The sequence below is a fragment of the Micromonospora sp. NPDC005163 genome (assembly GCF_053599835.1).
In genome coordinates this window covers 1-12,121 of sequence record NZ_JBSFYP010000113.1, presented here as the reverse complement: position 1 = coordinate 12,121, position 12,121 = coordinate 1, and the positions used below count along the sequence as shown (strand labels likewise).

Annotated in this window: 10 protein-coding genes; 5 read left to right on the top strand and 5 right to left on the bottom strand. The window is 72.2% G+C overall.

All coding sequences use genetic code 11. The features are described from left to right. From ACWD6N_RS36180 to ACWD6N_RS36170, 3 genes are all read right to left on the bottom strand, one after another. Positions 1-1,306 (bottom strand): thiamine pyrophosphate-dependent enzyme (locus ACWD6N_RS36180; protein WP_450006511.1); only part of this gene is annotated, 1,306 nt, incomplete at its 3' end. A gap of 51 nt (positions 1,307-1,357) precedes the next feature. Continuing rightward, a complete protein-coding gene (locus tag ACWD6N_RS36175) occupies positions 1,358-1,837 on the bottom strand; it encodes a MarR family winged helix-turn-helix transcriptional regulator (protein WP_387323775.1) in 480 nt (159 codons plus the stop codon). 135 nt (positions 1,838-1,972) lie between these two features. After that, positions 1,973-2,377: a YjbQ family protein gene (locus ACWD6N_RS36170; RefSeq protein WP_354965439.1), complete on the bottom strand. Its 405-nt coding sequence runs from the start codon at positions 2,375-2,377 to the stop codon at positions 1,973-1,975. A 224-nt stretch (positions 2,378-2,601) separates the two neighbouring features. Between ACWD6N_RS36170 and aceE the strand changes: the two genes are divergently transcribed. Beyond that, a complete protein-coding gene (aceE, locus tag ACWD6N_RS36165) occupies positions 2,602-5,340 on the top strand; it encodes a pyruvate dehydrogenase (acetyl-transferring), homodimeric type (protein WP_354965440.1) in 2,739 nt (912 codons plus the stop codon). Positions 5,341-5,524: 184 nt separating this feature from the next. On the opposite strand, the gene ACWD6N_RS36160 is transcribed toward aceE, so the two are convergent. Further along, positions 5,525-5,974, bottom strand: a complete 450-nt coding sequence (locus ACWD6N_RS36160) for an SRPBCC family protein (RefSeq protein WP_354965441.1) — start codon at positions 5,972-5,974, stop codon at positions 5,525-5,527. A gap of 187 nt (positions 5,975-6,161) precedes the next feature. Between ACWD6N_RS36160 and ACWD6N_RS36155 the strand changes: the two genes are divergently transcribed. The 3 genes from ACWD6N_RS36155 to gltX all read left to right on the top strand — a co-directional run bounded on the left by ACWD6N_RS36155 (position 6,162) and on the right by gltX (position 10,280). Continuing rightward, complete coding sequence (locus ACWD6N_RS36155) at positions 6,162-7,511, top strand: GH1 family beta-glucosidase (RefSeq protein ID WP_354965442.1); 1,350 nt, start codon at positions 6,162-6,164, stop codon at positions 7,509-7,511. Continuing rightward, a complete protein-coding gene (locus ACWD6N_RS36150; protein WP_354965443.1) occupies positions 7,508-8,785 on the top strand; it encodes an MFS transporter in 1,278 nt (425 codons plus the stop codon). Before ACWD6N_RS36155 ends, ACWD6N_RS36150 begins: the two co-directional genes overlap by 4 nt. 85 nt (positions 8,786-8,870) lie before the next feature. Then, positions 8,871-10,280 carry a glutamate--tRNA ligase gene (gene gltX, locus ACWD6N_RS36145; RefSeq protein WP_354965444.1) on the top strand — a complete coding sequence of 470 codons (1,410 nt, stop codon included), beginning with the start codon at positions 8,871-8,873 and terminating at the stop codon, positions 10,278-10,280. A gap of 113 nt (positions 10,281-10,393) precedes the next feature. Here the strand turns inward: gltX and ACWD6N_RS36140 are convergent, their stop codons facing one another. Then, positions 10,394-11,029: a copper resistance CopC family protein gene (locus tag ACWD6N_RS36140; RefSeq protein ID WP_387323770.1), complete on the bottom strand. Its 636-nt coding sequence runs from the start codon at positions 11,027-11,029 to the stop codon at positions 10,394-10,396. A gap of 240 nt (positions 11,030-11,269) precedes the next feature. Between ACWD6N_RS36140 and ACWD6N_RS36135 the strand changes: the two genes are divergently transcribed. Then, on the top strand, positions 11,270-11,920 hold the full coding sequence (locus ACWD6N_RS36135) for a hypothetical protein (protein WP_354965446.1): 651 nt from the start codon (positions 11,270-11,272) through the stop codon (positions 11,918-11,920). Positions 11,921-12,121 lie beyond the last annotated feature (201 nt).

Sequence of the window (12,121 nt, the reverse complement as noted above, 5' to 3'; positions counted from 1 at the left end):
CCCGGGCCGCCGCGTCGGCCACCGCCCGCGCGACCCGCACCGGCCGGCGGGGGGCCAGCGCGGACACCACGTCGGCCGCGGAGGTCAGCTTCGGCTCGCCCAGCACCTCCTCAGCGAGCCGGCGTACCCGCCAGCCGGTCTCGTCGTACCGGGCCAGCAACTCCTCGCCCGTCGCCACGCCGGCGTCGACGAGCAGCCGGGCGGTCGCGACCACCGGGTCCCGGTCCAGGTCCGCGGCCAGTTCCGCCGGGCTGCGGTACGCCGACTCCGCGTCGGCCCCGGCGTGCCCCATCAGCCGGACGGTGCGCAGGTGCAGCACGGCCGGCCGGCGGTGCCGGCGTACCCACGCCGCGGCCTCCGCCGCCACCGCGTACGCCTGCACCGGGTCGGCTCCGTCGGCACTGAAGTAGCGGATGCCGGGCTTGGCCCGCAGGGTCGCCTCCACCCAGCCCTCCGGGGAGCGGACGCTGATGCCCAGCCCGTTGTCCTCGCAGACGAAGAGCACCGGGATGCGCAGCCCGGCGTGGTCGTACCAGCCGGCGGTGTTGAAGGCGGCGCTGGCGCTGGCGTGGTTGACCGAGGCGTCGCCGAACGAGCAGACCACAATGGCGTCCGGTGGCCACGGGGCGTGCTCGGCGCCGGCCCCGCTGCCGACCCGCACTCCGGCGCCGGTGCGCCGTCCGGCGCTGTCCAGCCGCCGCAGCCGCTCCACGGCCAGCCCCATACCGACCGCCCGGGGCAGGTGCGAGGCGATGGTGGAGGTGGTCGGCACGATGGCCAGGTCGGCCCGGCCGAACACCTTGTGCCGGCCGCCGGCGACCGGCTCCTGGCTGGAGGCGACCATCCCGCGCAGCACGTCCCGGGCCGCGCCCGCGTACGCCGCGAACCCGCCGGCCGGCGCCGGTTCGGGCTCGGTCGGCTCGTCGGGTGGCGCCGCGTCAGCGCCGGGCGCCGGTTCGGCGGTGGTCTGCGCGGCGCGCACGCAGTAGAAGGCACCCGAGCGGTAGTGCAGCAGCGCCGGGTCGGTGGGGCGCAGCGCGGCGGCGACCGCCGCGTTGCCCTCGTGCCCGGAGGAGCCGATGGTGTAGAAGCCCTCCCCGAAGCTGCGCAACCAGCGGCCGGCCAGGTCGAGCTGCCGGCTGGTCACCTGCGCGTCGAACAGATCCAGCAGTCGCGCGCCGGTTAGCGGGGCGTCGTCGGTGACCGGGTCGTCGGGGTCACGCCGCCGCTCGGCGGCGGGCAGCGCCGCCAGCGTCTCCCGGAACCGGTCGTCGAGATCTTGCGGCGTGGTCACGTCGCACAGCATTACCGACGCAGGCCCTGGTCGCCCAGTGGGACACGGTCGGCGCGGGTCGACTCACTCCGGGCCGCAGGGCTCCGGGCAGCCACCGTCGGACACCTTCCACACCAGGTCGCGCAGGGTGTCGAGCTCCCGGTCGGTCAGCCCGGCCAGGAGTCGGGAGTCGGACATCACCGCGGCCACCCGGTCCCGCACGTCCCGGCCCCGCGCGGTCACCACCAGCGTCTTCTGCCGCCGGTCGGCCGGGTCGGTGCGACGCTCGACCAGACCGGCCTGCTCCAGCCTGTCGACCAGCGCGGTCACGTTCGACCGGTCGCAGACGAGCCGCTCGGCGAGGTCGCGGGCCGGCAGCGGCCGGTCCGGGTTCAGCTCGTGCAGCGCCCGGGCCGTCGCCGGGGTGAGCCCCAGCTCGGCGAACGCAACGCCCTGCCGGTGCCGCTGGGAGGCCGTCACGTGTGCCATCCGGCGCACCACGTCGGCGGCCAGGCCGGCGCGGTCCACCGGCCCACCCGCTCCGGGAACGACCTCCTGCGTCACGGCCACATCGTACGCACGGCGCCGGCCGCTCAGCTCAGCGATCGAGATCCGCGCAACATCAGGGAAAGTGCTGCCTCGGAACGTGTTGAGGCAGCACGTCCGGAACGTTGCGCGGATCTTGTGGGGAGAGGCGGGTCAGGCCGGGAGGAAGGAGAAGCGGACCTGGCGGACGGGATTGTCGCCGTTGGTGTCGACCAGGCAGAGCGACTGCCAGGTGCCCAGCGCCAGCCGGCCGCCGAGCACCGGCAGCGTGGCGTACGGCGGGACGAACGCCGGCAGCACATGGTCCCGACCGTGCCCGGGTGAGCCATGCCGGTGCCGCCAGCGGTCGTCGGTGGGGAGCAGGTCGTCCAGCACCCTGAGCAGGTCGTCGTCGGAGCCGGAGCCGGTTTCGATGATCGCCAGGCCGGCGGTGGCGTGGGGCACGAAGACGTGCAGCAGACCGTCGCCCTCGCTGGAGACGAACCCCTGGGCCTCAGCGGTGATGTCCCGGACGGCCGGCCGGGACCCGGTCTGGACGGTGATCACGTCACTGCGCATACGTCGCATTCTGCCGCAGTGCCGGCTCAGTAGCCGCCGCCACCGTCACCCCCGTCGGAGTCTCCCCCCGCCGGGCACGGCGGCGCGGAGGCCTCGTAGCGCTAAGTTACCGGCGGGTACCTGTGTCTCTCGTCGCGTCGGGGGGACCTAGACGTGACGACCGGTGCCACCAGGGGGCAGGATGGCGCTAGAGACCTATCCCACACACAACCGAGGGAACGCCTGTGGCTACGGAACGCAAGCGCCCGGTGATCAGCGACGGCCTACCGAGCCAGCTTCCGGACATCGACCCTGAAGAGACCAGCGAATGGGTCGAGTCGCTTGATGGTGTCATTGACGAGCGAGGTGCCAAACGCGCCCGTTACGTCATGCTGCGCCTGCTGGAGCGGGCTCGCGAACGCCAGGTCGGGGTTCCGCCCCTGACCACCACCGACTACATCAACACCATCACGCCGGAGCGCGAGCCCTGGTTCCCGGGCGACGAGCACGTCGAGCGGCGAATCCGGGCCTACGTCCGCTGGAACGCGGCGATGCTGGTGCACCGGGCGCAGCGCCCGGAGATCGGCGTCGGTGGGCACATCTCGACCTTCGCGAGCTCGGCGTCGCTCTACGAGGTGGGCTTCAACCACTTCTTCCGGGGCAAGAACCACCCGGGTGGCGGCGACCACATCTACTACCAGGGTCACGCCTCCCCCGGTATGTACGCGCGGGCGTTCCTGGAGGGACGGCTCAGCGAGCACCAGCTCGACGGGTTCCGGCAGGAGCTGTCGCACCCGGGCGGCGGGCTGCCGTCGTACCCGCACCCGCGGCTGATGCCGGACTTCTGGGAGTTCCCGACCGTCTCGATGGGTCTCGGCGGGCTGAACGCGATCTACCAGGCCCGGTTCAACCGGTACCTGCAGCACCGCGGCATCAAGGACACCTCGCAGCAGCACGTCTGGGCGTTCCTGGGCGACGGTGAGATGGACGAGCCGGAGACGCTGGGCGCCATCGGCGTGGCCGCCCGCGAGGAGCTGGACAACCTCACCTTCGTGATCAACTGCAACCTTCAGCGGCTGGACGGCCCGGTCCGCGGCAACGGCAAGGTGATGCAGGAGCTGGAGGCGTTCTTCCGGGGCGCCGGCTGGAATGTGATCAAGGTGGTCTGGGGTCGGGAGTGGGACCCGCTGCTCGCCGCGGACACCGACGGCGCGCTGGTCAACCTCATGAACACCACGACCGACGGCGACTACCAGACCTACAAGGCGGAGTCCGGCGCGTACGTGCGGGAGCACTTCTTCGGCCGGGACGCGCGCACGCGCAAGATGGTCGAGCCGCTGAGCGACGACGAGATCTGGAACCTCAAGCGGGGTGGGCACGACTACCGCAAGCTCTACGCGGCCTACAAGGCGGCCACCGAGCACACCGGGCAGCCCACCGTCATCCTGGCGAAGACGATCAAGGGCTGGACGCTCGGCTCGCACTTCGAGGGCCGCAACGCGACCCACCAGATGAAGAAGCTGACGCTGGAGGACCTGAAGACCTTCCGCGACCGCCTCTACCTGGACATCCCGGACTCGGCGCTGGAGGAGAACCCCTACCTGCCGCCGTACTACCACCCGGGCGAGAAGTCCGATGAGCTGGCGTACCTCAAGGAGCGTCGCGAGCAGCTCGGCGGCTACCTGCCGTCCCGGCGGACCAGCACCAAGCGGCTGGCCATCCCCGGCCCGGAGCGGTTCGCCGACGTCAAGCGCGGCTCGGGCAAGCAGAGGGTGGCCACCACCATGGCCTTCGTCCGCCTGCTCAAGGACGTCATGAAGGACAAGGAGTTCGGCAAGCGCTGGGTGCCGATCATCCCGGACGAGGCGCGCACCTTCGGCCTCGACTCGATCTTCCCGACCGCGAAGATCTACTCGCCGCACGGTCAGCGCTACACCTCGGTCGACCGGGAGCTGTTCCTGTCGTACAAGGAGTCGACGACCGGGCAGATCCTGCACGAGGGCATCAACGAGGCCGGCTCGGTCGCCTCGTTCACCGCCGCGGGCTCGTCGTACGCCACGCACGACGAGCCGATGATCCCGATGTACATCTTCTACTCGATGTTCGGGTTCCAGCGGACCGCCGACGGGCTGTGGGCGGCGGCGGACCAGATGGCGCGGGGCTTCCTGCTCGGCGCGACCGCGGGGCGGACCACGCTCAACGGTGAGGGCCTGCAGCACGAGGACGGCCACTCGATGCTGATCGCCGCCACCAACCCGGCGGTGGTCGCGTACGACCCGGCGTTCTCCTTCGAGATCGCGCACATCCTGGAGAACGGCCTGCACCGGATGTACGGGGACGCGCAGGAGAACGTCCTCTACTACCTGACGGTCTACAACGAGCCGATCCTTCAGCCGGCCGAGCCGGCCGGGGTGGACGTGGAGGGCCTGCTCAAGGGCATCTACCGCTACTCGCCGGCACCGCAGGTCGACGGCCCGAAGGCCAACGTGCTCGCCTCCGGCACCGGCATGCAGTGGGCGCTCAAGGCCCAGCAACTGCTCGCCCAGGACTGGGGGGTGGCCGCCGACGTCTGGTCGGTGACCTCCTGGACCGAGCTGCGCCGCGACGCGGTGGAGTGCGAGGAGTTCAACCTGCTCAACCCGGGCGCCGAGGCGAAGGTGCCGTACGTCCAGCAGAAGCTGGCCGACGCGGACGGGCCGAAGGTCGCGGTCAGCGACTGGATGCGCGCGGTGCCGGACCTGATCGCCCGCTGGGTGCCCGGCGACTACACGTCGCTCGGCACCGACGGCTACGGCATGTCGGACACCCGGCACGCGCTGCGCCGGCACTTCCACGTCGACGCCGAGTCGATCGTGGTCGCCACGCTGCGGCAGCTCGCCCGCAGCGGCGCGGTCGCGGCCACCGTGCCGGCCGAGGCCGCCAAGAAGTACGCGATCGACGACGTGAACGCCGCCCCGGTCGGCGAGACCGGCGGCGACAGCTGATCCAGCACCATCCAGGAAGGGCCCGGCGCGCGTGCGCCGGGCCCTTTTTGGTGCACCCGCACCCTCGCCCGCACTCCCGACCGACCGGGCGGACGGCGGGTGAGATGGGGGCGGCGGCGGTCCGGGGTCCTTGGCGGGGACCCGGGGCCACCGCCGGGGCGGGTGACGCCGGGGACTCGGCGGATCAGCCGACGGCGGCCAGGTCGGTCAGCCGGGCCAGCGAGTCCTCCAGGTCCGCGCCGACCCGACGCAGCCCCAGGCGCAGCATGGCCGCCTTGACCGGGCCGGCCGGCCAGCGGACCACGATGAGCCGCACGATGGTCCCGCCCTCCTCCTCCTCGTCCGGAGTGAGCTGGACGTAGATTTCGGTGCGCGCCTCCGCTCGGGCGCCCGCGCCCTTGGCGCGTTCCCGCCAGCCGATCAGAGTCGGCTCCTGGTAGGCGATCACCTCGGCCTCGTGCGCCGAGCCGCGCCCCGCCTGGACCAACTGCCGCCGTCCGAAGCCCTCCCCCGAGAGCACCTCGGCCGCGCGAACCCCCGCCAGCCAGGCCGGCAACTGCTCAGCCCGCTGTACGACGTCCCAGACCACTTCCACCGGCGCCGCCACGTGCGCACTGCGTTCCACGAGGATCATTTCCGTCTTCCCCCACTGAGGACATCCCACGATATCGGCACTCTATGCGCAAATTCGGACGTACCTGGACGGGTTTGGAAAAAGACACGCCGATCAACCATTGCGCATCGCGTCATCCCGGCCTATGGCGCATTCATCCGGAGCGCCCTAGAGTCCCGAACACGTTTCACGTTGACCGGGAGGGCGCATGTCGACCGCACCGATGCCCGAGTTCCCCGCCGGCTTCCGCTGGGGCGTCTCCACCTCGGCACACCAGATCGAGGGCGCCACCACGGCCGACGGGCGCGGGCCGTCCATCTGGGACACCTTCGCGCACTCCCCCGGCCGGATCAGCGACGGCAGCAGCGGCGAGGTGGCCTGCGACCACTACCACCGGCACACCGAGGACGTGGCTCTGCTGGCCGGGCTCGGCGTTTCGGCGTACCGGTTCTCCATCGCCTGGCCCCGGGTGCAGCCCGCCGGCGCAGGCCCGGCCAACGCCGCCGGCCTGGGCTTCTACGACCGGCTGGTGGACGAGCTGCTGGCCGCCGGCATCGACCCGGTGGCCACCCTCTACCACTGGGACCTGCCCCAACCGCTGGAGGACGCCGGCGGCTGGCTGCACCGCGACACCGCCGCCCGCTTCGCCGAGTACGCCGACCTGACCGCCGCCCGGCTCGGTGACCGGGTCCGGCTCTGGATCACGCTGAACGAGCCGTTCATCCACATGAGCCTCGGCTACGGCATGGGTGTGCACGCCCCCGGCCGGATGCTGCTCTTCGACGCCTTTCCGGTCGCCCACCATCAACTGCTCGGGCACGGGCTCGCGGTCGCCGCGCTGCGGGCCCGCACCGCCAGCCCGGTGGCGATCGCCAACAACTACTCGCCGGTGCGGGTGCTCGGCGACAGCGACGCCGACCGGGCCGCCGGGGCCGCGTACCAGGCCCTGCACAACCGCCTCTTCACCGACCCGCTGCTCGGCCGGGGCTACCCGGAACTGCCCGGCTTCGACGCCGACGTGGTCCGCGCCGGCGACCTGGACACGATCGCCGCGCCGATCGACGTGCTCGGGGTCAACTACTACAACCCGACCGGCGTGCGGGCCGCCGAGGAGGGGTCGCCGCTGCCGTTCGAACTGGTCCCGCTCGACGGCTACCCGCGCACCGCCTTCGACTGGCCGGTGGCCCCCGACGGGCTGCACGAACTGCTCCGCTGGCTGCGCCTCACGTACGGCGAGGCCCTGCCCCCGATCGAGATCACCGAGAGCGGCTGCGCGTACGACGACGCGCCCGACCCGGACGGGCGGGTGGCGGACCCGGACCGGATCGCGTACCTCGACGGGCACCTGCGCGCGGTGCGGGCCGCCATCGACGACGGGGTGGACGTACGCGGGTACTTCGTGTGGTCCCTGCTGGACAACTGGGAGTGGGCCGAGGGGTTCACCAAGCGCTTCGGTCTGGTGCACGTCGACTACGCCACCCAGACCCGTACGCCGAAGTCCTCGTACACCTGGCTGCGGGACGTGATCGCGGCCAGCCGGCCGGGGTCGGCGCGGTGACCACCCTCGACCCGACCCCGGCGTCGCTGCCGGCCGCGCTCGCCGAGCCGACCGCGCCGGTACGACGCGGCTGGATCGGGCTGATCTTCGCGGCCAACCTCGGGGTCTGGATGGCGTTCTTCACCCCGATCCAGGTGCTGCTGCCGCAGCAGATCGAGCAGATCGCGCCGGGCGACAAGGAGAACATGCTGGCCGTGGTCACCGGCCTGGGCGCGCTGGCCGCGGTGCTGGCCAACCCCCTCGCGGGCGCGCTGTCCGACCGGACCTGCCTGCGGATCTTCGGCCGGGAGTTCGGCCGCCGGCACGTCTGGACCGCCGGCGGGGCGCTGCTCGGCGCGGCGGCGCTGGTGCTGCTGGCCCAGCAGCGGACCATCCTCGGCGTCGCCCTCGGCTGGGTCGCCGCCCAGGTCTGCTTCAACGCGATGCTGGCCAGCCTCACCGCGGCCATCCCGGACCGGGTGCCGGTCGTGCAGCGCGGCGGTGTCTCCGGCTGGGTGGGCATCCCGCAGGCGCTCGGGCTGGTGCTCGGCGCGGTGCTGGTCACCGCCCTGGTCACCGGCAACGGCGCCGGTTACCTGGCCATCGCGGTGGCGATCCTGCTGCTGTCCCTGCCGTTCGCGCTGTTCACCCCCGACGACCCGCTGCCCCGCGCGCATCGGCCGGTGCTGCGGACGCGCGCGCTGCTGGCCTCGATGTGGATCGACCCGCGCCGGCACCCGGACTTCGCCTGGGCCTGGATCACCCGGTTCCTGGTCCAGCTCGGGAACGCTCTGGGCACCCTCTACCTGCTGTACTTCCTCACCGACGGGGTACGCCACCCCGACCCCGAGGGCGGCCTGCTCGTCCTGATCCTGCTCTACACGCTCGGCATGATGCTGACCGCCGTGGTCGCCGGTCGGCTGTCGGACCGATCCGGGCGACGCAAGATCTACGTGATCACGTCGGGGCTGATCATGGCGGTGGCGGCGCTGCTGCTCGCGGTCGCGCCGGTCTGGCCGATGGCGATCGTGGCCGCGCTGCTGCTCGGCGCCGGCTACGGCGTCTACCTCTCGGTGGACGCCGCGCTGATCACCCAGGTGCTGCCCCGGGCCACCGACCGGGCCAAGGATCTCGGCGTGATCAACATTGCCAACTCGGCGCCACAGGTGCTCGGCCCGGCGCTCTCCGCCCCGCTAGTGGTCTATCTGGGCGGTTACCCGACGCTCTACGCGGTCACCGCCGCGGTCACCCTGGTCGGCAGCGCCCTGGTCGTCAAGATCCGCTCAGTCCCCTAAGCGTTAGGAAGGGACCCTTGTACAACACCAGGCGATAAGAAGGGGCCCTTCCTTACTCAGTCGGCGGTCGCCGTAGGCTGGGGGCGTGACGGTACGTGTGCGCTTCGCCCCCTCCCCGACCGGTATGTTCCATGTCGGCGGCGCCCGCTCGGCGCTGCAGAACTGGATCTACGCCAAGCAGCAGGGCGGGGTGTTCGTGCTGCGCATCGAGGACACCGACGCGGCGCGCAACAAGCCCGAGTGGACCGAGGGCATCCTCTCCGCGCTGGACTGGATCGGCATCTCCAGGGGCAGCTACGAGGGCCCGTACTTCCAGTCACAGAACGCCGGCGAGCACCGGGCCGCCGCCGCCCGGCTCTACGAGTCGGGCCGCGCGTACTACTGCGACTGCACCCGCGAGGACGTGCAGGCCCGCACCGGCTCGCAGTACCAGGGCTACGACGGCTACCACCGCGACCTCGGCCTCGGCCCGGGCGAGGGCCGGGCGCTGCGCTTCCGTACGCCCGACGAGGGCGCGACCGTGGTGGTCGACCTGATCCGCGGCGAGCCCACCTTCGAGAACCGGTTGATCGAGGACTTCATCATCGCCCGGGGCGACGGCTCGCCGGTCTTCCTGCTGGCCAACGTCGTCGACGACCTGACCATGGGTATCACCCACGTGATCCGCGCCGAGGAGCACCTGCCCAACACCCCCAAGCAGCAGCTGCTCTGGGACGCCCTCGGGGTCAAGCCGCCGATCTGGGCGCACGTGCCGGTGGTGGTCAACGAGAAGCGGCAGAAGCTCTCCAAGCGCCGGGACAAGGTCGCCCTGGAGGCGTACCGCGACGAGGGCTACCTCGCCGGCGCGATGCGCAACTACCTGATGCTGCTCGGCTGGGCGCCCTCCGGGGACCGGGAGATCGTCCCCTGGTCCGTGATCGAGGACGAGTTCCGGCTGGAGGACGTCAACCTCTCCTCGGCGTTCTTCGACGAGAAGAAGCTGCGCGCGTTCAACGGTGAGTACATCCGGGCGCTGCCGGTGGCCGAGTTCATCGACGCCTGCCAGCCGTGGCTGACCGGCACCGGGACCATCGCGCCGCCGCCGTGGCAGCCCGAGGAGTTCGACGCCGACGCATTCGCCGCCGTGGCGCCGCTGGCTCAGACCCGGATCGCGGTGCTCAGCGAGATCGTGCCGAACGTCGACTTCCTCTTCCTGGCCTCGCCGCTGATCGACGAGGCGGCCTGGACCAAGACCATGAAGGACGGCTCCGCCGACCTGCTGGACGCCGCCATCGCCGCGTTCGAGGCGCTGGACAGCTGGGACGCCGAGTCGCTGAAGTCGACGCTGGAGGCGGTCGGCGCCGAGCGGGGCCTCAAGCTCGGCAAGACGCAGGCGCCGGTCCGGGTCGCCGTCACCGGTCGCACCGTCGGCCTGCCGCTGTTCGAGTCGCTGGAGGTGCTCGGCCGCGAGCGCACCCTGACCCGGATGCGCGCCGCCCGGCTCCGCCTGGTCTGACCGCCTCCGCCGCGCCAAGCCGCCCCGCTCGACGACACCGTGGGGCGGCTTGCGTCGACGTCGCCATCCGCACCGAACTGGCGGCGTCACCTGATCGAGCCTGTGGATCGGGCTCAGCCGCGGGTGGCCCGGCGGCGGAGCAGGAACCCGCCCGCCAGGGCGGCGAGCAGCACCAACGCGCCGAGTGCCCAGAGCCACCAGCGGTGACCGGAGTCGGCGCGCTCCTGCGCCAGCGGCACGACCGCCGTCGGGCTGCCGCCCACCGCGACGGGTGACGCCGAGGCCGGCCCGGCCGACGGCGAGCCGCCCGCAGCACCCGGCGTCGCGGCAGTGCCACCGCTGATCGATGGCAGGGGGGACGGGCTCGCGGACGGGTCGGCGGCCGTGCCGGTGGTGAGGGTGAAGCGCACCTCGCCCTTCACCGGGTGCCCGTCGCCGGAGGCGACCTGGTAACCGACGATGTAGAGCCCCGCGGCGCCGGGCTTGAACGGCACGCGTACGCGGCTGCTGGCGAAGGCCGGCAGCCCGCCGGCGACCACATTGTCCGGTCCGGTTACTGTGATCTTCGTCGTAGCCGGGTCCGGCTTGGCCAGGAAACGGAGCTCGATCCGGGTGGGCGCGGTGGCCACCCGGGCGCCGTCGCGCGGATCGCTGCCGGTCAGCGAATTGTGCGCCGCGGCCGGCGTCGCCGGGACCAGCAACGACACACCGCACGCCACGCCGAGCACCACTGGCACGACCCGCGCCACTCGTGTAACCCTGCCCCCCATGAACCCCTCCGTAAGGGTACGATCCGCCCGCTGATCAACGGCTCCTCATTAGTCGAGCAGAGATCGCAGATAGTTCCAATTACCGCTCCACAAGCTGCAAATCATCGACGTTCTGCGACTCTGTGAGGAGTGGCACCGACCGCCCGGTCGGTTCCGCTACCGAGCAATCGATCCGGACGTCACGGCGAAGCCATCCATCGAACGGGGCGAGGAGGCGGGATGGTCCGACAGATGAGGCGGTGGGCCGCTGTGCTGGCCGGCACGCTGGCGGCGGCGCTGCTGTCGCTCGGCACCGCCGGCCCGGCCAAGGCGGCACCGAAGCCGGCGCCCGCCGGGGTGGACATCACCGGCCCGGGGCTGTCCGAGCCGCTGCGGTTGCGTGTGGACGGTCAGCCCGCGCACGTGGCAGCGGTCATCGACCAGGTCAACTTCCTCGGCCGCACCGGCCAGGCGAAGGGGCCGAAGGCGACCGGCCTCGGTCCGAAGTACACGGTCGTGGTGCTCGCCGGGGAGACCCCGAAGCAGACGTACGACCTGTATCCCAAGGCGGCCGGCGGTCCACGGATCTACCGGCCGGCGAAGCAGCCGGATTCCCGCAAGGCCGCCGCGGGTTGGTTCCTCGGCCGGCTCAGCATGTCCGAGACGTTGCGCACCGCGGGGGTGCCGCTGGAGCGGCAGTTCGACACGGTCAGCGGCGGCGTGGGCGGTGGCGAGCGGGTGCTCCCGGAGGACACTCTCGACCCGGCCAGGGACCTCGACGAGGCGCTCGGCGAGTTGCAGCGACTGCTGCTGCTCAACGTCGCGGTGATGCTGACCATTACGGTCGGCCTCGCCGGGATCGCGCTGCTGATCCGCCGCCGCACCCGCTGACCCGTCACCGACGACCCACCTTCACGGCCGCCCGCTGCAATGTCACGCGGGCGGTCGTGTGGTCAGCACCAGCGGCGCGGTGGGCGCTCCCGGCGGGTGGCCCGCTGGCGCGGCCGGACCGGGCCGTGCCGGTGGGCGCCGGCCCACCCGGGCATCTCGCTGCGGCACCCGCCGGCGTGGTCGGGCTCGGGCTCCCCGGGC

Coding starts and splice junctions, on each gene's coding strand:
- ACWD6N_RS36160 (WP_354965441.1), bottom strand. CDS start 5,974: ATGATCCTCGTGGAACGCAGTGCGCACGTGGCGGCGCCGGTGGAAGTG.
- ACWD6N_RS36135 (WP_354965446.1), top strand. CDS start 11,270: ATGGTCCGACAGATGAGGCGGTGGGCCGCTGTGCTGGCCGGCACGCTG.
- ACWD6N_RS36170 (WP_354965439.1), bottom strand. CDS start 2,377: ATGCGCAGTGACGTGATCACCGTCCAGACCGGGTCCCGGCCGGCCGTC.
- ACWD6N_RS36155 (WP_354965442.1), top strand. CDS start 6,162: ATGTCGACCGCACCGATGCCCGAGTTCCCCGCCGGCTTCCGCTGGGGC.